Annotated in this window: 12 protein-coding genes; 3 read left to right on the top strand and 9 right to left on the bottom strand. The window is 67.5% G+C overall.

Annotated elements, in window-relative coordinates:
- Positions 1-7 precede the first annotated feature (7 nt).
- The 8 genes from CVN68_RS14090 to CVN68_RS14060 are packed head-to-tail and all read right to left on the bottom strand — an operon-like array spanning position 8 to position 10858.
- Positions 8-2836, bottom strand: a complete 2829-nt coding sequence (locus tag CVN68_RS14090; RefSeq protein WP_158298895.1) for an amidohydrolase family protein — start codon at positions 2834-2836, stop codon at positions 8-10.
- Position 2837: 1 nt separating this feature from the next.
- Positions 2838-4058 carry a hypothetical protein gene (locus CVN68_RS23260; protein ID WP_158298894.1) on the bottom strand — a complete coding sequence of 407 codons (1221 nt, stop codon included), beginning with the start codon at positions 4056-4058 and terminating at the stop codon, positions 2838-2840.
- 3 nt (positions 4059-4061) lie between these two features.
- Positions 4062-5627: a glycerophosphodiester phosphodiesterase gene (locus CVN68_RS14085; RefSeq protein WP_158298893.1), complete on the bottom strand. Its 1566-nt coding sequence runs from the start codon at positions 5625-5627 to the stop codon at positions 4062-4064.
- Between the two features lie 13 nt (positions 5628-5640).
- Positions 5641-6504, bottom strand: coding sequence for a uracil-DNA glycosylase family protein (locus tag CVN68_RS14080; RefSeq protein WP_233503359.1), 864 nt, complete (start codon positions 6502-6504; stop codon positions 5641-5643).
- Positions 6501-6839, bottom strand: coding sequence for a Dabb family protein (locus CVN68_RS14075; RefSeq protein WP_158298891.1), 339 nt, complete (start codon positions 6837-6839; stop codon positions 6501-6503). The genes CVN68_RS14080 and CVN68_RS14075 overlap by 4 nt, the downstream gene beginning before the upstream one ends.
- 1 nt (position 6840) lies before the next feature.
- A complete protein-coding gene (locus CVN68_RS14070) occupies positions 6841-8589 on the bottom strand; it encodes a GMC oxidoreductase (RefSeq protein ID WP_158298890.1) in 1749 nt (582 codons plus the stop codon).
- 14 nt (positions 8590-8603) lie between these two features.
- Positions 8604-9113 (bottom strand): gluconate 2-dehydrogenase subunit 3 family protein, encoded by a 510-nt coding sequence (locus CVN68_RS14065; protein ID WP_100282752.1) that lies wholly within the window; start codon positions 9111-9113, stop codon positions 8604-8606.
- 5 nt (positions 9114-9118) lie between these two features.
- Positions 9119-10858 carry a DJ-1/PfpI family protein gene (locus tag CVN68_RS14060; RefSeq protein WP_158298889.1) on the bottom strand — a complete coding sequence of 580 codons (1740 nt, stop codon included), beginning with the start codon at positions 10856-10858 and terminating at the stop codon, positions 9119-9121.
- A 142-nt stretch (positions 10859-11000) separates the two neighbouring features.
- Here CVN68_RS14060 and CVN68_RS23255 point away from each other — a divergent pair, with 142 nt between their 5' ends.
- The 3 genes from CVN68_RS23255 to CVN68_RS14045 all read left to right on the top strand — a co-directional run bounded on the left by CVN68_RS23255 (position 11001) and on the right by CVN68_RS14045 (position 16177).
- Positions 11001-11687, top strand: coding sequence for a Crp/Fnr family transcriptional regulator (locus CVN68_RS23255; RefSeq protein ID WP_158298888.1), 687 nt, complete (start codon positions 11001-11003; stop codon positions 11685-11687).
- A gap of 112 nt (positions 11688-11799) precedes the next feature.
- Positions 11800-12615 (top strand): hypothetical protein, encoded by an 816-nt coding sequence (locus tag CVN68_RS14050; protein ID WP_100282750.1) that lies wholly within the window; start codon positions 11800-11802, stop codon positions 12613-12615.
- Between the two features lies 1 nt (position 12616).
- Positions 12617-16177, top strand: a complete 3561-nt coding sequence (locus tag CVN68_RS14045; protein ID WP_100282749.1) for a hypothetical protein — start codon at positions 12617-12619, stop codon at positions 16175-16177.
- Here the strand turns inward: CVN68_RS14045 and CVN68_RS14040 are convergent.
- Positions 16158-19094 (bottom strand): ATP-binding protein, encoded by a 2937-nt coding sequence (locus CVN68_RS14040; protein ID WP_100282748.1) that lies wholly within the window; start codon positions 19092-19094, stop codon positions 16158-16160. The two genes, CVN68_RS14045 and CVN68_RS14040, sit on opposite strands and share 20 nt — an antisense overlap.
- Positions 19095-19163 lie beyond the last annotated feature (69 nt).

Here is a 19163-nt window from a genome sequence, read left to right as displayed (position 1 = left end):
CAACCTCCTATGTGTAGAAGCGCCGCAGGCCGTTCGGGCCTTTCAGGAAATCCGGCAGGTGGGGAATCGAATCGATCGTCGTCCAATAAGCGGGGTCGTCGATCACGGTGGCCGCATCGAACGGCACCGAATCGGGCAAGGTGACGTCGGCCAGCTCCCCGATCTCGCCCCATTCCGGTTCGGGCGGCTGGAGGTCGAGGTCGAGCTCCAGCGCGGCACCGTCGTCAAAGGGTTCGAACACGGTCGCGTCGCGCGCTGCCGGCAGATCGGCGAGCGCCGCCGCCAGCGCGTCCCGCGCCGCCGCGAAGCCGATATGGTTGAGCGGCGAGGAGGGATGCTCGAGATTGAGCAGCCGATCGCGCCCGCCGACGGTGATCGGCTCGGTCCTCGGCCCGTCGAATCCGGTGGCGGCCATCAACCCGCGATCGCCATAGCGCGGATGCCCGGCGATGATCACCATGCGGACATGCGATTCGTTGGCGCGAAGCAGGTTCGCATACGGATCGGGATCCACTTCGTCGAGAATGGTCAGATCGGCATAATAACCGGGGCGGATCTGCCCCAGCCGGTCGCCCCAGCCGGCGATCGCCATCGCGTCCGAAGTCACTGCCCGTACGAGCTGTTGGGCCGGCAGCGGCGTGCCCTGTGCAGCGGCCGTCAGCGACGCGACCTTGATTTCCTGAAGGATGTTGCGGCTGCCCGAAGGTGTCCAGTCGCTGCCGAGCGCGAACCGGGCGCCCGAGCCGGTCAACGCCGCGACATCGAGCGTCTGGCCGTACAGCACCGAATTGCTGAACGGCGACCAGACGACCGCGGCGCCGGCAGCGGCGAGCGCGGCATAATCGGCAGCGTTCAGGCCGAGACTGTGGACACCGACCAGGGCCGGCTGGATCAAACCGTTGTTCGCCAGCAGCTCGAATTGGCCATGTGCGTTCGCGTCGACGCCCTCGGACAAATGGAAGAAGAATTTGCGCCCGCGCGACAGCGAGACGCGGAATTTCGCGATGTCCTCGGGCCGGTCCTTGAGGTCGATGATGGCGTGGCCGATGGACGTCAGATCGACATCGTCGGATGCCTCGAAATTACGGACGAGGCCGGGATATAATTTGTCGCTGCTCTTGTACTTGCTCTTCATCCCCTGACCCGAAGTGACCCCGCCGAGCAGCAGCTTGACTTCGACGTAGCGGATCAGCGCCTTGATCAGGTCCTGGCGGCCGGCGATGACTTCCATCGGCAGCCCGACCGCGCGTTTGTAGCCCGGCTTGCGCAGCCATTGCGATCGATTGCTCGATTTGGGCGTCGGCCACCACAGGCTGAGTATATTGTAGGCGAGATGGTTGTGGAGGTCGGCGAGGCCCGGATAGATCACCCCGCCGGTGTCGACTGCCGCCACCGTTTCGAACCCTTCGGGCGGCGCCGCACCTTCTTCGCGCACGTCGATGATCGATCCTTGGTGGAGGTAGACGGTCCCCCGCTCGATCGGGGGACCCGACATCGGCACGATCTTGCCGCGCAGGGCCAGCCTCGGCGCACTGGGCGCCGCATCGTCGAATAGCTGGATCGGGGTTTCGTCGGGCATCGCGTCGGGTTCCCTGGTGAAGGCGGCGAGCAGCCGCTGATGTTCGGCACGCTCGGCGGACAGCCCGGAGGGGGCGTCCGCCATCGCGCCGACGCCGACGCCGGCGCCGGCGAGCGGCTGCAATTCGCCGCGATAGGCGCAGTCCCCGATCCGATAGAGCGCGTTGTCGCAAAACAGGCAGCCGCCGCGGGGGCGGGCCAGATGGCCGGTCTCCGGGTTGAGCGCCAGCCGCCCGGCGGTGACCTCGGCGGCGAGATGATCGACGATGGCGTCGCGCGCTTGCGCGAATTCGTCCTGCCGCGCGGAGGCGTGGGGCGAGAAGACGATGCGCGCGTCGAGTTCCTCGCCGTCTTCGGTGTGCCCGAAGCTGAGGCGGATCTCGCGCTTCAGCAGATTTGCGATCGGTTCGCCGGGGCGCGGATCGCCTTTGGTGAAATGATCGCGCATCGCGACGACGAAGGCGTCGGCGGTGGTCTGGCTGAATATGATGACGACGCGCGGCAAGGTCTGCAGCATCTGGCGCAGGAAATAGCGGCGGTCGTGGAAGCATTCCTTGACGATGCCGCGCGCGCCGGCCTCGCCCATCACCGGCATCGGCGGGTTGCCGGGAACCGGGCGGGTGGTCCAGCGTGCCGATCCGCAGGCCACCATATTGGCATAGGCCACGTCCTCGCCGACGGCGAGCTGGTGGTCGGCCCATCCCATCCGTTCGGCGAGCGCGTCGAGCAGCGACTGATAGCCGTGATACATGGTGACCGGTGCCGGCTCGACCGGGATGGCGTCGCCCCGGCGGGTCAGGCCGCGCGTCTCGTATGGCCCGTCCTCGCGGCCGCCGAGCAATGCGTCGAAATCGGCCATCGGGATCCGCAGCTTCTCGGTCGCGCGCCAGCGGAAATGATGGGCGTATTGCAGAGTGTCTTCGAAATAGGGGTGGACGGCGTTGCGCGAGCCGTTGGTCCACCCCGGCAGATTGGGATTGATGCCCACCGCGAGGATCGGCGCCTTGCGGCATCCGCTCAATATCTCGGGGACCAGCGGCCGCTTGCCGGCATAGATGCTGTTCTGGACGATACCCGGCGCCGGTGGCGCGCCGCTTTCGCGATAATCATAACTGTGAAAGGCGCCCCATTCGCCGAAATGCGCGCAAGGGTGCGGGCCGCCGACGCCGTCATACGTGCGCCGCATCGCCTGGCAGGGCATCACCTCGAGCGCGAGCTCGACTTCTACCGGCAGCGTGCGGGTGGGCGGCGGCGGCATGTCAGGCGACCATCGCCCAGACCGCGATCGCGCTGTTGACGCTCGTCCAATAGCCATAGGTCTCGTAATACCAGACCGCCCAATGCGCCTGCATGTCGAGGCCGCGGCGCAGCTCGGGCGGGATGCCGGGCGCGCGCCGGTCGGGCAGCCGTCCGTTGATCTGCGGATCGGAGGCATTGCGGATGACCAGCCAGTCCGGCGCGGACTTGCCCGCCGCCTTGCGCGTCTCGACGACGAGGCCGAGCACCGCATCGCCCATCTCGACTCCGCAGCCCTGCTCCCACAATCGATTGGTCGAGGTCCCGAATTCGAAGAAGTCGGTGGTCAGGATCGGGTGGAATGCGGGGAAGTCGATTCCGTCGATCTTGAAATCGGGGGCGTTGGCGAATCCCGGCAGCGGATTGCCCTGCGGCCAGGCGTATTTGGTGTGCGGCGGGGCGAAAGCGGGCTCGACCAGCTTACCGGCGTGGCGCGCCAGCAGCGCGCGCGCCGCTGCCAGCCTTTCGGTCGGGATGGTCAGGCTGGCGCAGCGATAGGCAGCATCGGCGAACGCCTCGTTGGCGAATTCCTGGCTCAGGCGGAACTTCGCGCCGCGCGTGATGATCACGTCGCCCAATTCGTGCGCCGGGCAGTCCATTCCGCTCACCGTGGTGGTGGCACCCGGCGGGAAGGTCGCGCCTGCGGTCCCGACAGTGATCACCAGCGACGGTTTGACCTCGTCGATCATCTGGTCGAACAGTTCGCGCACCGGCAAGGTCGCCTTGCCGTCGGCGGTGCGGATGCCGTCCTGGTTGAGGTGCAGCTCGGACTTGAAGCACAGGATCCTGCGCCCGGCGATGCTGGTGCGGAAATAGGAGCCGAGCCGCCCGACCTTGAGCGACGGCGCGCCCTTGCGGATGCGCGGCACATAATGCTCCTCGAAGCCGCGGGCATAGCGTGCCCAGCTGTTGCGGCCGAAGCCCGGTGTCAGCACGTCGGCGAGCGCCTCGTGCTCGGCCACGGTCCAGGTGACCACCAGCACGTCGGCCTCGGGCAAGGCGTCGCCGGGCAGCGGCGTGTTTCCCGGCGCCCACGGCTCGGGTTCGGGGCGCGCGTCGGCCGGCCATGGCAGGCCGAGATCGAGGAACGGCGTCTGTTCGACCGGGAACGGGCTGAAATCCTCGGAGTCGGCGCCGAAGTCGATGATCTCGCGTGCGGGATCGCGGCGTTGCGGTTGCGGCATGATCTACCCTCGGCTGGCTGGCGGGAAACAGGTGATCCGCAGATCGCGGAACACGAAATGGTTGGGCAGGATCGGCTCGTGCTGTGACGGGTCCGATTCCTTCTCCTGGCGCCAGCGTTTGCCGACGCAGCGCAGATAGACGGTGCGGTTCAGGCTCTCGTTGGCGACCACGCCGACGCAGACCCAGTCGCGCGGCGCCAGCGGATTGTCGTCAGCGTCGACCGGATCGCGAAAATAGGCGGCGTGGAAGGCGCCGCGGCGCTCGAGCCGCAGCCGTCCGCCATGCGGGGTGCGCCCTTCCGACACCGGCCGGCCATATTGGTTGTTGTCATATTCGCATCCGAGGTTCCAGTTGATGCGGAACCCGTCATCCTCGTCATGCTCGACGCCGACATAAGGCGGCGCGCCGTGCGGATCGTAAAAGCTGTCCTTGTCGCGGAAGCTCTGCGGCGGCGCGGCGCGATGCGCCCCCGGATCGACATTGGTGACGGCCATTTCGAGCGTCGTCGCCTGGCCGACCCGCGCCACGCGATACGCCACCTCCGCCGCGAAATCGTCGCCGATGCCGCGCACCGTCCCCAGCCCGCCGCCCGAGTAAAACGGCCATTCCTTCGCGACGTTGATCAAATCCCATTCGAGACGCGTGATCCGCCGCTCGGTCGGGGATCCGCCGCCGCCCGGCATCGGCCCGGCATAATCCGCGATCTCGAGATGGACGCCGTCGTCGCAATGGACGTTGGCGAAGCGGTTCGCCTTGGCATAGCCCAATGCGAACTGGCGGCGATCGATCTCGGTCCCGGCGAAATCCGATTGGCTATGGACGTAACCCGGCCGCAGCCGCTCCATGTCGAAGGTCGATCCGGTGCACACGCCCCATAGCCAGGCGGTCTGTGCCAGCGCGTCGAGCGTCGCGGGATCGGTGCCGGCGTCGTCCAATACCGCGCAGAGTCCCATCGGCCATTCCCCGGCCAATTTGCGCTCGCGCAGCGCGATGCCGGCCTGGCTCCATCCCCCGCCGTCGCGCAGTGCCCCGACCGGCACGATCAGCAAATCCACATCGCTGGCCGCGACCATGCCGTCGGTCGCCCATAAAGCAGTACGAAGCCCGGGCCTCGCCGCGGCGAGCGCGGCAGGCGAATCGCTCACCAGCATCGCCGTCTCGATCCGCCCGCGGCTTTCGAGCAGCGCAACCGCCGCCTCCGCGAAAGCCCCGGCGTCGATCAGCAGCGTCACGTCGCGCGGCAATGCGTCGATCACGTCGTCGAGCCGCGGCAGCTTGAGCCGCCGGCCCGAAACCGCCGGATCGCAATAATGGAAGCTCGCCTCGGTCCGTCGGGGCAGCCAGCCCGCCGAAAAGTCATATGCCTGCAGCGCGGCGAAGCTGCTCGCCGAGATCAGGACCTCGCTCCCCGGAACCCGGTCGTCCCCCGCGGGGACTAGCACGCCGTCCGCGGTCTGCCGCACGCCGATCAGCAGCGCGTCCGCCCCGCCGGTATAGCCGCTGATCAATGCCGCGAGGCTGTTGGCCGGAGCGTGGAGGCGGTTGCCGCCCGATGCGATGATCCTCATTGCGTCATATTCCTCACCACGCCACTGCCGGCGCGCCGAGCCCGGCAAGCGCCGCGTTCACGCCTTCGAGTGGATTGCCTCGTGCCAGATAGCCGGACGGCCCGACTCTATTGGGATGCGGGTGCGTGACGGTGCGGATCCGGTCGACATATCCGCCCGCGGCGCCCCGCGCCTCGACGCCGCTTTCCCGGAACAAGTCTCTCGCGAAATTGCCGAGCAGCAGGAACACCGTCGGCCGGCCGGGTCGCTCGGCCAGGCCGTGGAGCAGCCGACGCATCAGCGGCCGCCACATCGCGATATGGCATTTCTGTTCCTCGCCGCCGCCCGACACGAACCGCGTCAGCGTCCAGCCGGCATTGACGAACAGCACGCCCCCGGCTTGAAGCCGGTCGAACCACGCACCGGGCGGTTCGAGCGCGATCTCGCCGGCGGCGGCCGCGGCCTGCACCGCCGCCCAGTCGCCCGGCGACCGCGCCAGTTCGGGTCGGCTGTAGCGCAATGAGACCGCCGATTGCACCAGCCGCTGCAGGCTCACTGCAACCTCGCCCTGCCAGTCACCGAGCGCGCCGTCCTCGAACGCGCGGCCCGTCGCGCGCGCCACCCGCGGATAGGGATCCTGTCCGATCAGCACGACCCGGACGGCGTCGGGCGCAACGCCGTCGAATGCACGGAAGATATGCGCGCCTGCCGGCGCCCCGGGGAGCGGCTTCGAGCGGAGCGGCGGGATGACCGGGTGCTCCGGATCGTAGACCAGCTCGGGCAGGATCGCCTCGAAATCGGGCTCGACTCCGGCGAACAGCGCGCGCCATTGCGGATCGAGATCGTCCCGCCAGCCCCCCAGATAAGTCTCCAGATAGGATCGCAGCATTACCATCATGCCGTCTCCCCGGCATCGGTGCCGGCGATCGGCAGGTCGAACACCACCACCTCGCGGTAAAAACCGTCGGCGGCTGCGGCGGACAACTGGAGGTGCGTCGGGTGGGTGAGGAAGCGATCCCGCTCCGCCGGCCCGGCCATGGTCATCACGGCGCCGTATTCCCAGCCGCGGGCGAACCGCGAAACGCTGACATTGTGCCCGAATTCTATATCGAGAATTTCCGGGATCTCGTCTCGGCAGCGCGCGAACAGCGCCTCCATCTGCGCGCACTTTTCCGGATTGAGGCCGTCCGCCAGCCGATAGACGACGACGTGATAGAGTTGAGCGGTGCTCATCTCAAACCTCCGCCATCGTCGCCGCGGCGGCATGGGTTCGCGGACCCGGTTTGGGGATGCCGTCGCACACGCGATAGGCGTTGGCGATCATCGTCAGCGAGGGGTTGCTCGCCCCCGCCGTCGGCATGAACGCCGCGTCGATGACGTACAGGCCCTCCACCTCATGCGCCTGGCAATTGGCGTCGAGCACCGATGCGCCGCGATCTGTTCCCGCGCGGAGCGATCCGTGATTGTGCCCATAGCCGGGATTGGCGACCGTCTGGGGGCTGCGGACGCGAAGCTCGCCGCCGGCATTGCCGACGATGTTGGCCACCCGGTCCAGCGCATAGGCACTGAGCGCCACGTCGTAGGGGTGATGCTGGTAATAAGTCAGCGCGACTGGCTGGCCATAGGGATCGGTCTTGAGCGGGCGGCCGCCCAGCCCGTCGGCCAGCTCGACGCGATTGTCGTATTTCGACATCGTCTCGCCGGTGAACGAGAAGGAGACGCCGCCATTCTCGCGCAGCTCGATCAGCCGCTCCTGCAGATGCTTGCCCCAGAGCGGCGCGCTTTTTCCGGGCATGCCGGTGCGGTACAGCGCCTTGAGCGGCGGGTTGATCGTGATCGGATCGTAGATCGAGAACTTGCCGCCTTTGCTGAGCGGCGAGTTGCTGTCGTTGATCACGTAGAGATCGCGCAGCTGGAGGCTGCCGAGCGACGTGCTCGGCTGATAGGGATAGGTGGGGTCCATCGATCCCCAGACCGGCTGGTTGGGGAAAGTGAATTCGAGATCGCCCTTGGTGTGATAGGTCAGATACCGCCCGGCGAGCCCGTTGGGATTGGGCAAGCCCGACAGCAGATAGAGCCGCGCCGATTCGATCGCCTGGATCGATACGATCACGATCGGGGCGGTGATCGTCTTCGCAACGCCGCCCGGCTCGGTGACATATTCGACGCCGGTGACGCGGTGGCCGCGCTCGCTGCCCGGCGCCGGCTGATGGAGGAGGCGCAGCACATTATGGCCGGTGCGCAGCTCGCAAAGCCCGGATGACAATGCCTTGCGCAGCACCGTGTCCGCCGCCCCCGATCGGCAGTTCGATGCGCAGCCAAAGCCCTGGCAGAAGCCGCAGAACGGGCAGCCCGGCCGGCTGTCGCTGGTCCGCGAATTAATCCCCCTGGGGCTGCGATAGGGAAACATCCCCGCCTTGTTGAACATGAAGCGGAGAAAGGGAGAGGACCCGTGCTCGCGGATCGGCGGCATCGGATAATCATATCCGGCGCGCATCGGCTCCTGTGCGGGCGATTGCCGCGCCTGGCCGGAGACTCCCCAATCCCATTCGGCGCGTTCGAAATAGGGCTGGAACTGCTGGTAGGTCCACGGCCAGTCGATCATGCTGACATCGCCGGGGATGTCGCGCAGATATTGGGTGACCGAGAAATCTTCCTGCGTGTAGCGCGGAAGATTGGCTTCCCATTGATTGGTCGCGCCACCGACCATGTTGCTGATCCACCAGCGCTCCCTGTGGTCGGGCTCGGCGTCCGGCCTGGACGTGTCGATGTACAGCATCGGATCGTCGCGCTTCGACGGGACCAGCGCCTTGTGATCGAGGAAATGCAGCTCGTCGAGCGGGATGAAATCCTCGGCGTTGCTCGGGCCACCGCGCTCGAGCACGAGCACGCTGAACCCGCGCTGGGTGAGCGCACGGGCGGCGGTCGATCCGCCGGCGCCGCTGCCGACGATCAGGACGTCGGGCTTGTCGATGGTGGGCATTTCGTCCCCTCCGTTCAAACGAGGTCGAGCCGCTCGGCGTCGCCGAGATAGCCGAGCCAGCGCCACATGATCCGGTCGCGGTTTCCGGCCCATCGCGGGTCGGACCAGCACCCCTGCAGGCAGTGGCGCCACAGCGTGTCGAACAGCCGCTTCTGGTTCTTCGCGTTGCCCGCGCCGGCGAGTTCGCCGCGCTCGAGCTGGTCGAGCAGGCTTGTCGTATCCTCGATGCCCAGCCGGGCCAGCGGGGTGCCGAACAGCGCCGTGGCCGCGGCATCGAGCGCGGCCAGCCAGCCGCGATAGCTCGCCTGCCACAGCGCCAGATCCTCGTGCAGCTTCACCGGGCCGCCGACCGGCATCTCGAGCAGCCGGTCGAGAAACTCGGCGGCATCGCAATCGTCGGCACCGGGGATCCCGCGCGCCGCGTCGCGGGGCTGGATCGCGCGAAACAACGTCGCGATCTGCGCTCGTTCCGCATCGGTGAAGAACCGCGTCTCGGGAAGGCGGAATTCGAGATCCCAGGCCATGGCGGTCAGCTCGCCATCGCTGGCGCGCGGCGCGGCAGCAGCATGTCCTCGAGCGCGTCCTGGATCCCCGCTTCCAGTGCAGGGAAGCTCAGATATTGCGGACCGCGCTCCTCGAAGATCTGTTCGCCGAGCGCCGGATAGGTATCCCAGCCCATGCCGAGATACTGGCCGACCTCGCGGCCGAAATAATTGGCGATCATCGCGATGGTGCTGCCATGGACGCCGCTTCCCCCCGCGGAAGTCCAGATCTTGCCGTCGGCCTGCCCGGCCCACATCGTCCGCGGCTGGAGGAGGTTGGCGCCCTCTTCCTTGAGCCGACGTGCGACGGTGGCGGCGGAAGTGACCGGGGTGTCGCCCAGGATCTCGGCGCGGTGCAGGATCGAGATGCCCGAGCAGTTGGTCGCGACGACCTTGCCGGCATCGTGGTGCTTGCGCACGATCGCCCGCAGCCTTTCGTCCTTGCTCGCCTCGCCGCTGCCCAGCCCGCCGGGCACGAACAACAGGTCGAACATGTCCTCCGGCTCGACTGCGCCGTCGGTGAAGACGCGGGTGCCCATCTGCATCTCGACCACTTCGGGGTCGCTTGCGGCGACGCGCAGCAGCCGGACCCGGAGTTGCTTGCCCTGTTCGGCAAGCACCATCGCGGCGTGCTTCAGGATCTCATAGGGGACGAGCGTGTCCTGCTCGCCGCAACGATGATAGGCCATCACGGCCACGGTCTTGATGTCGGGCATGCCGTTTCCTCCGGTTGATGCTTGAAGTTCCTGTTCGAGATCGGCGATCAGCATGAGCCACGGGCCGAGGTCGCCGGGGCCGAACCGCTCCATCAGCTCGACCAGCAATGCGTCCGAATGGCCGTTCAGATGCGCGCCGATTCCCGGCAGCGTCTCGTCATTCTCGCGGCGCGCATGTTCGCGGTAGAGGACGACGAATGCGTCCAGCGCCTCGCGGAACAGCGGGATCGCCGCGGTGTCACCGGCCCGGATCCGCTCCAGCGTGTCGCGCATCGTCGCGAACAGCTTCCGCCCCGCGTCGTGATCCGCATAGACATAGGCGGCGTCCGCCTGGGGAAAGCCGTTGGCGAAAGCGAGCGGCAGCAGCACCCGCTCCTCCACCGTGTGATGATAACGGTCGATGAATTCGTGGAGCAGGAAGACCAGCAATCCCATCGCGCGCAGCGGCGGCGCCTCGCCGGCGGCGATCTTCTTCGAGATCGCCGCGGATGCCATCACCAGCCGCCGGCCGATGAGGTGATCCTCCTCCATGATCTGTTCGGAGAGGCGCCCGCTGTCCTTGTCGGTCGACGGCCGCGCCGCGATGTCCTTGGTCAGGAATTCGCGTCCCGGCGGGCAGGGCTTCAGTTCGGCCTGCATGCCTGCCGCCCGCGCGCCGAGCACCTCGAGGAAGTTCTCGCCGACGAACATGCATTGCTCGGGCGCAAGTCCCAGCTTCGCGGCGGCGAAGCGGTAGATCTCCGGGGCGGGCTTGTCGGCGCCGGCGTCATGGTTGGTGACGAAGCCGGCCGGGTCGAGGAAGCGGGCGATCCTGGCATCGGTGATCATCTTCAGGCCGGCGGCGCTGTCGACGTTGCCCGGCAGGTTGGTGATGATCCCGATGCGGCAGCCGATCGTGCCGCCCACCGTCTCGAGCAAAGTCTCGGTCGACGGCTTGTAGGTCACCAGGTGACCCGGGCGGTCGACATAGCCCAGCGTGTCCTTGGCATCGAAGAAAATGGCTTTGATCACGTCGATTGGCCCCATTGCTCTCGGTCACCGGGATAGCCGGGGGCTGCGATCGGCGCGGTGGGGCTTCGCACGCTGGTTCTGTGATTTTTCGCACGCTTGCCTTGTCGGCGGCGCTGCGGTCTATTCGTGCGGGGGACAGGCGATGCGCGAGCGACAGGGGCTGCTCGAGATATTAAGCGCCGACGCGCGCCGCGATTTGCTTGCCCGCGCCGGCACGATCCGGGTGCGCAAGGGTCGTTCGGTGGTGGCGCGCAGCGAAGTTTCGGGCGACGTCTTCATCGTGCAGGAGGGCCGCTTCAACGTCGTGCGCTATTCCGCCGACGGCCGCGAAGTCTCCTTGCGCGAACTCGGGGAAGGCCAGATGTTCGGCGAGCTCGCGGCGATCGACGGGGCCGCGCGCTCGGTCGGCATCGTCGCCGCGACCGACGGTCGGCTGCTGGCGATTCCGCCCGATCTGTTCCGGGCGACGGTGCGCGATCATCCGGAGGCGGCCGATTGGCTGATTCGCCGGCTGACCGCGCAGGTCCGCGGCCTCACCGAGCGCGTGTTCGAGCTGAGCGCGCTCAATGTCCGCGCCCGCCTCCATTGCGAGCTGCTGCGGCTCGCCCGGTCGCGCGACGGTGGCAACGCGGACGCCCCCACGCACGCCGAACTGGCCAACCGCATCGGCACTCACCGCGAGGCAGTCACCCGCGAACTCAATCTGCTCGCCGAGCAGAAGATCATCCGCGCCGGCCGCCGGCGTCTCGAATTCCTCGATCTCGCCGGCCTCGAGCAAGTCGTCGCGGCCAGCCTCCACGATCCCGCCGGGGATCCCGGTTGGTGGTAGTTCCGGTTGTTCTTTGGCGGGACAATTCTGCCGAGATTATGACTCGTCGCTGACCTTGTGGTGAGTCATCCTGTGCCGCGTACGTCTATCCAGATACCACAGGATACGCAGCATGCCGGCTCCACCGCCCACTCGCCGACCGCGCCTGCAATGGGCGACCTCCAAACGCGTCGGCAACCTCTCGGAGATCGCCGTGCTCGCGCCGATCCGGAAAGGCTGCGTCCCCGGCGAGACCATGACCTGGGAAGAGACGCTACGCGGCGTGATCGCCAACATCACCCAGCGCGTCCAACAGGGCCTCCCTTCCGAGCTCGACAAGGTCCCGACGATTCATTTCGGGCGGATGATCATCCTGCGTCCCGAACAATATCTCGTCTATTCCGAAAACGTCGCCGGATTGCCGTATGAGGATCAGCAGGCATTGCGCCCCGGCGGCGCGCTGTCGCGCCAGATCCCCCAGGCGATCGACGATTTCCGCGAGGCCGTGCCGCAAACCAGCCCCGCGCCCGCGCCCGAATTCCGCTCGTGGATCCTGACTCTGGTCGAGTTCGACGGCGACCTCAAAGTCTATATGCGCGACATCGCCCGGATCCTGAATTCCGATTTCGACCGGGTCTTCCGCAATTGCGAGGATTATCCGGGGACGCGGCGCTTCGAGCAGTTCTGGCAGTGGATCCGCCGCTATCAGATCAACACCGACCTGTTCTACGCGCCTTATGCCGAGCTGTCGGTCGCACGGCTCAAGCAGCTCGAGGCGTTCAAGCGCCGTTTCGACGCATTCGTCGCGCGAGTGCGCTCGCCGCTCGGTCCGAGCGTCCGCTCGATGGACGAATTGTTCGACGAGTTCCTGCGCGAGAACCAGCAATATGCCCGCGATTTCCCGTCCCCGGGCGGAGTCTATCGGGCCGCCGGCGGCGAGGGGGGCTAGAATGGACAGACCGACGCAAAAGCCGGACGCCGCGGCGACCCGCGAAAACGTACAGGCCAATTTCCTCCGCGCCGCCAAGACCGGGGGCGCCCGGCCGCGGACGCGCAACTGGGCGATGTTCCTGTTCTTCCGGATCATGCGCGAGGACGAGCTCGCCGCGACTCGCGAACGGATCCTCCAGCTCCGGGGCGGCGGCGAATCGACCGATCCCGACCAGCTCAGCGCGGGCGAGATGCTGAAGCTCGACTTGTCGTGGCCGGGCGTGATGAATGCCGGCCTCGTCGATCCGCCGGCCGCCGCTCCGGCCGGGGCGTTCCGCAACTGGCTCACGGCGCTCGTGTCGAAGGATCCCGAGCCGATGAAGGCGACGCTCGCGGAGTTCGGCGAGGCGCTGGAAGCCAGCTTCGCCGTCGCCGCCATGGCAGACGGCGATGGGATGGCCGCCCCTATGATGGCCGTCCCCGCCGCGGCAGCCGATGCCGCGCCCTTGTTCGAGATGTCGTTCACTCGAGCCGGGGCCAACCTCCTCGAAGTCCTGAGTGCCTTCAGCAGCGAGGAGCGCTATGCCGGCCTGGTCGAGCGCGCGCTCGAGAATTTCAAGACCATCGCGAGCGGGGCGACGACCGGGCCCGCTTTACCGGCGCTGCTCTTCTACGAGTTCCTCCGCGTGGCCGCCCCGGCCATCGAGGCGAGCAGGGATCTGCCGCCCGCCATTCGCAGCGAAGCGGACGAAGCGATGCTCGGGGTGGATCGCGGGCAGGGGGATCGCATCCCGATCAACTTCGCCTTCACTTATGCCGGCCTCGCGGCGCTCCAGCTCGACGCCGACACGCTCGCCTCGTTTCCCGACGCGTTCAAGGAAGGCATGGCGGCGCGCGCGCGGCGGCTGGGGGATGTCGGTTCGAGCGCTCCCGAATATTGGGAAGGCGAGCTCGGCCTGAACAGCGTGCATGGCTATTTCACCGGGGGGGTCGGCACCCATGCCTGGCCGACGGCGCCGGCGTTCTGGAAGCAGCTCCGCTCGGAAGTCCGCGCCTTCAATGATGCGACCGATGGCGACAAGGAGCAGCTTCGCGAGTTGATCGGCCTGTTGTTTCGTCCGGTCGGGCTCGAGATCGTCCATATCGAGCTCGGCCAGGACCCGCATCAGCATGACGACGATCAGGCCGCCTTGCTCGACGGGGCGGTTGGCCAGACGCCCCGGACCGAGCATTTCGGCTATCGCGACAATCTCAGCCAGCCCTTCGTCGATCTCGGCCTCGGCGATACGCTCCCCGGGGGCGGCACGGCGTCGCGCCGGTCGAGCTGGACGCCGGTGGCGCCGGGAGAGATCTTCCTCGACGCGCCCGACGAGGATGGCGAAACGCACGAATTACCCGTCCATCCGGTCTTGCGCCGCGGATCGACCTTCCTCGTGTTCCGCAAGCTCGAACAGGATGTGCAGGGATTTCGCGCGTTCCTCGAGCGGCAGCGGCCCAGGGACCCGCAGGCGCAGGACGCGCTCGGCGCGCAGATCGTCGGCCGATGGAAGAACGGGGCGCCGCTCGTCACTTCGCCGGGCCACCAGCCCGATGTCGACGCTGATGCAGAGGCGATTCTCAACGACTTCCGCTATGCCGCCGACGATCCAGACGGTCGAAAGTGTCCGCTGGGCGCGCATGTCCGCCGCGCCAATCCGCGCGACATCGGCGGCCGCAACGACGTCCGGCGGCACCGCATCCTGCGCCGCGGGATCAGCTATGGCGGCCCGTTGCTGCCGGAAAACTCCGCCGGCGACGGGGAAAAGCGCGGGATGCTCTTCATCGCCGCCAATGCGCGCATCGATCTGCAATTCGAAGTGATCCAGGCCGACTGGCTCAATGGCGGCGAATTCCTCGGCCAGGTTGGGCTCGATCGCTGCCCGCTCACCGGGGCGAATGCGGGCACGGTCGCCGACCGCTTCTTCGAAGCCGGTGCGGCGGCGCCGGTCACGGGATTGCCGCGCTTCGTCCACACCAAAGGCGGTGACTATTTCTTCCTGCCCGGGATCGACGCGCTGAAGGCGATCGCCGAGGGCGAGACCTTCGCGGTTCCGCCCGAACAATTGCCCTATCACGGCTACAGCATGGGCGATGCGGCCACCCCGTCGCTCTACAGCCAAAGCCGTCTGAAACTGTACGGCCAGACCATGCTCGGCACGCCGAAGCGCATCGTCCGGGTCGCCACGCCGGGCACCGGTCAAATGGTCGCCTTTGTCGGCCGCCATGCCGACGTCACGCGGGTGCTGAGCGACAAACTGGTGAACGGCGCGGTCGAATTCTCGGTAAAGGCCTATCACGACGCCGGCCAGCGGATCACCCGGGGCAGCGACATGCTGGTCGGCACCGACGAATCCGGGCCCACCTGTCCGGCGCGGCGTCGGTTGCAGCCCGTCCTCGAACGCGCCTGGACCCGCCTTGCCGGGCAGTTCGGTCCGTCGGGCGGGATCGATGCCGCCGTTCGCAATATTGCGAAGATGCGGATCGAGGCCGCGCTGCGGCGCACCGCGCATGCGCGTCGGATAGACCTTGTCGCGGATGTCGCCGCGCAGGCATCTTACGGCGTGGTCACCGATCTGTTCGGCCTGCCCGGCCCGTCATGGGTGACCGAGCTCGGCCTCGCTTTGCCGTTCGCGCGGCAGCATGTCGGGGATCTGCCCGCCGACTGGCTGGCCGCGCTCAAGGGCGATCAGACCGCCGATCCCGGCCTCACCACGATGCAGATCTGGTCGGCGGTGCTGGTGGTCGATCTGATCGGCAACCTCCACTCTCAAAAGAGCCTGCAAGCTCTGTCGCGCCAGGCGGGTTCGGAGATGCTGACGCATATCGATGCGCGGCTCGCGGAAGTGCGCGGCCGGCCCGGTGCGGCGCCGCGGAGCTTGATCGAGGCTTTCGTGCTGAACGAAGCGCTGCCGGAGATACGGGATCTCTACAAACATGTCCCGGCAGGCGACGATTGGCGTAGCCTCTATTATCAGGACGTCTCGATGATCCTGATCGAGATCGTCGGATCGACTCTCGCAGTGATCCCGCTGACCTTCGCCTCGGTCATGACCAGCCTGCTGAACATGCGGATCGCGCCCTCGGCACTGCCCCGGCACGATGACAAGGCGCTCGCGGCCGTGATCTACGAGGCCGAGCGGCTCAACCCCAATCTGCCGGTCCGCATGCGCCACTGCGAAGTCGATACCGATTGGTCGAAGGCGGCCGGGATCGCCGGCAACGACACCGTCGCCGCGCTGGTCGGCGCGGCGAACCTCGATTCGCGCGCGTTCACCGATCCCACCCGCTTCTCGCTCACCGGGGCGGGCATCGGCGAAGGCCCGGCCCGCAGGCTCGAGGATTATCTGCTGTTTGGCGTGCCGGGCAGCAACAAGGATTGCTGGGGCCGCGACCGTATCGCTATGCCGGTCCTGCAGGAATGCCTCCGCGCCTGCAGCCGGCTCACCGGTCTGCGCCGGGTGGCCGGTTCCGCGGGCGAGCCGCAAAAGCTGGCAGGAGTCACCATCGGCCTGCTCGCGCGCTTCACGCGACTCGCTTCCTGACGCCCTTGCGGCGGTTGAAGGCGGGGGCGGCGACCAGGCCGTGGCGGCGGCAGATCGCGTCGCGCTCCGCCAGATCTTCGTCGATGCGCGGATCGGCGGGCACGGTTTCGGCAAGCAGCCGCGCGCGCAGGCCCAGGCCATCGACGATCAGGCACGGGCTGCCGGTTCGCCGCGCGATCGCCAGCGCTTCGGCCAGCTTGTCGAGTCCTGCGACGGTGTCGCCACTGCGATAGAGCGCCTCGGCATGGCCGATGTGGAGATTGTACACCTCGAGTTGCCCGGTCCGCTGATGCAGCCCGAGCCGCAGACATTCCTCGACGATCTCCAGCCCTTCGCGCGCACGGCCGATCCGGGACAAGGCCGCGGCCGCGCGGCCCGCCAGATTGGGGCGGATGGCGTCATAGCCGTTGCGCTCGCTGATCCCGCGGGCGATCGCCAGGCAAGTGGCGGCCTCGGCGTTGCGACCGAGGAGCAGAAGGTTTCGCCCCAATGCGTTGCGCGCCAATGCCTCCGAATAGGGGTCTTGCGCGCGCACCGCGATGGCGAGACCCCGTTCGGCGAACGCCAGCCCTTCGTCGAGCTGCCCGACATCGACCAGGAACCAGCTCATGAACGCCAATGCCGTCGCGCTGGGAATGCCGGCAGCGCCCAGCCGCGCCGTTTCCAGCGCGCCGGTCAACATGACGCAGAGCGCGCGCTGCTCGGTGATCGCCCGGTGTACGTCGCCCATGCCGTGCAGGATGTTGGATTGCATGATCTGGTTGGAGAAGATCAAAGCTGGCGATTCCAGCGCACGCGCGATGGCGATTCCCTCTTCGGTGGCCCGCAGTCCTTCCGCGTACCGCCCCTCGAACCAGCAGAGCATGCCCAGCTGCGAAAGCGTGCTGCAGGTCAGCGCCGGCCGGTCGAACCGGCGCACCAGTTCCATCACGCGGGGCAGATGGAGGTTGACCTTGTCGAATTCGCCGAGCTGCACCATCGAGGCGAAGGCCATCAGCACGAAATCCATATATTTCTCGTCGGCCGCCGCGCCGAGACGGCCGATCACCTGCAGTGCCCGGTCGAAGATAAGGTTGAGCGACGCCGCCGCCGAGCTGCGTCGCGCCTCGAGCCCGGCCTCCCAGAGATAGCCGAGCGCCGCCATGTCGTCGCCGGCGCCCTCGGCGTGGAAGGCGAGCTGCTGATGCCGTCCGTTCAGACCCGGATGGCGCGACAATATCGCGGCGACCGCGGCGCCGTGGATTTGCCGGCGCCGGTCGCGCCCGATCGTGTTGGCGCAGGCTTCGGCGATGATCTGGTGGCGCAGATGAGTCGCATGCTGCGACAAAGGGTGGATGAAGGCGAAGCGTTCGAGCGCGGCGAGATCGTCGTGCAGTGCCTCCTCCCCGATGCCCATCACTGCGGCTGCGAACCCGATGTCGACATTCTCGCCGAGTAAGCTCAATGCCTGCGCCAGCGCCTTGCCGCCCGACGGGAGCCGCTCGAGCCGGGCGTGGATCGCCGATTCGACGGTCGGCGGCAGTGTCGAAAGCGCGGGCGTCTCGCCATTCTCGACCGAGCGGACCAGTTCTTCGAGGACGAAGGGAATGCCGTCCGCGCGCGCGACGAAGCGCTCCAGCATCGCCTCCATGTCGCGGCCCGCGCCGAGCTGGCGCCCGAGGCTCGCCATGTCGGCAGCCGGCAGCGGATCGATCGAAACGGCCATGCTCGCGATGGCGCATGCCTCGGCGCGTGATTCGGGCCGGCCGGTCAGCAGGAGGAGGAAAGGCTGTTCGGTCTGCCTCTCGGCGAGGAGCCGCAGGAACAGCCGGCTTTCGGTGTCGACCTGATGCAGATCCTCGATCAGCAGGATCGTCGGGCGGTCGAGGGCGAGCGCGCAAAAGCCGTTCACAAAGGCTCGGGCGAGTTGATTCTGGGTCAGCGTCGCGGACCGCCGCCGCGTGCGCGGCTGCGGCGCGGCGAGAGCGATTTCGAGCGCGCGGATATCGTCTTCGTCCAGTCGCGGCCCGGCGAGCAGGTCGCGCAGGCTCTGCTGCGGTCCCGGTCGGGTGCGGTCGAGAAGCCCTTCGATCAGGCCGCGGGCGGCGGCAAAGGGCGTAGTCCGCTTTTGCGCATCGCCGAAAAAGATGAGGTGCCGGACGCCAAGTGCGACGGCGTCCGCCACCGCGGCGAATGCCAGCCGGCTCTTGCCGACCCCCGGTTCGCCGATCAGTGCGATCGACCGGCTCGGACGCCCGGCGCGCGGCAGGGCCGCGGCGAGCAGGGCGACCTCGGCATGACGGCCGACGATCGGCGAACGATAGCGTTGGGCGATCTCCGTTGCCGTGTCGCTCTCCGGGCGCGCGTCCAGCTTCCACGGCAGGGCGTCGATGGCGCGGAGCGCCTCGCTCGGCTCCCCCGGAGTCAAGGTCAGCCGCATGCGGCACAGCTTCGCGGTCTGCGCGCTGATCAGGATGCCGCCACCGGGGGCTGCCTGCTGCAGCTTTGCTGCGATGTTCACCGTCGCGCCGACCGTGTTCAGATACGGGCGTCCATCGCGATCGACGCGGCGCAGCGCCGCCAGCCCCGAATGGATGCCGACGCGGAACCGGATCGGTTTGCCGCCGGGTCCGGTCCGGCTCGCGGCGGTGGCCTGAAGATCCCATGCTGCGGCACAGGCGCGGTCGGCGTGATCCTCGAAAGGGGTTGGCCAGCCGAATACCGCGATGCCGCCATCGCCTTCATAGCTCACCAGCTTGCCGCCTACCCGCTCGACCGTCTCGCGGAAGTGCTCGAACCAGCGATCGAACAGTTGCAACGCGTCCTCGGGATCGCAATCGACGATGTGCTGCGTCGAATTGGCAATATCGGCCGCCAGAACCGTGACGATTCTACGCTCCGAATCGGCCGTGCCGCTGGATAGTGACTTTGCCCCCATGCGGCGTTCAGGCTACAGCAAAATCCGGAACATGGCCAAGGTCGCTCTCTTCGGAATCGGGACATGATC

The organism is Sphingomonas psychrotolerans (genome assembly GCF_002796605.1).
Taxonomy (GTDB): domain Bacteria; phylum Pseudomonadota; class Alphaproteobacteria; order Sphingomonadales; family Sphingomonadaceae; genus Sphingomonas; species Sphingomonas psychrotolerans.
The sequence above is the reverse complement of the archived record's forward strand: the minus strand, read 5'-3'. Positions and strand labels throughout refer to the sequence as shown.

Coding starts and splice junctions, on each gene's coding strand:
- CVN68_RS14040 (WP_100282748.1), bottom strand. CDS start 19,094: ATGGGGGCAAAGTCACTATCCAGCGGCACGGCCGATTCGGAGCGTAGA.
- CVN68_RS14075 (WP_158298891.1), bottom strand. CDS start 6,839: ATGAGCACCGCTCAACTCTATCACGTCGTCGTCTATCGGCTGGCGGAC.
- CVN68_RS14090 (WP_158298895.1), bottom strand. CDS start 2,836: ATGCCGCCGCCGCCCACCCGCACGCTGCCGGTAGAAGTCGAGCTCGCG.
- CVN68_RS14045 (WP_100282749.1), top strand. CDS start 12,617: ATGGACAGACCGACGCAAAAGCCGGACGCCGCGGCGACCCGCGAAAAC.
- CVN68_RS23255 (WP_158298888.1), top strand. CDS start 11,001: ATGCGCGAGCGACAGGGGCTGCTCGAGATATTAAGCGCCGACGCGCGC.
- CVN68_RS14065 (WP_100282752.1), bottom strand. CDS start 9,113: ATGGCCTGGGATCTCGAATTCCGCCTTCCCGAGACGCGGTTCTTCACC.
- CVN68_RS14050 (WP_100282750.1), top strand. CDS start 11,800: ATGCCGGCTCCACCGCCCACTCGCCGACCGCGCCTGCAATGGGCGACC.
- CVN68_RS14085 (WP_158298893.1), bottom strand. CDS start 5,627: ATGAGGATCATCGCATCGGGCGGCAACCGCCTCCACGCTCCGGCCAAC.
- CVN68_RS14070 (WP_158298890.1), bottom strand. CDS start 8,589: ATGCCCACCATCGACAAGCCCGACGTCCTGATCGTCGGCAGCGGCGCC.
- CVN68_RS14080 (WP_233503359.1), bottom strand. CDS start 6,504: ATGATGGTAATGCTGCGATCCTATCTGGAGACTTATCTGGGGGGCTGG.
- CVN68_RS23260 (WP_158298894.1), bottom strand. CDS start 4,058: ATGCCGCAACCGCAACGCCGCGATCCCGCACGCGAGATCATCGACTTC.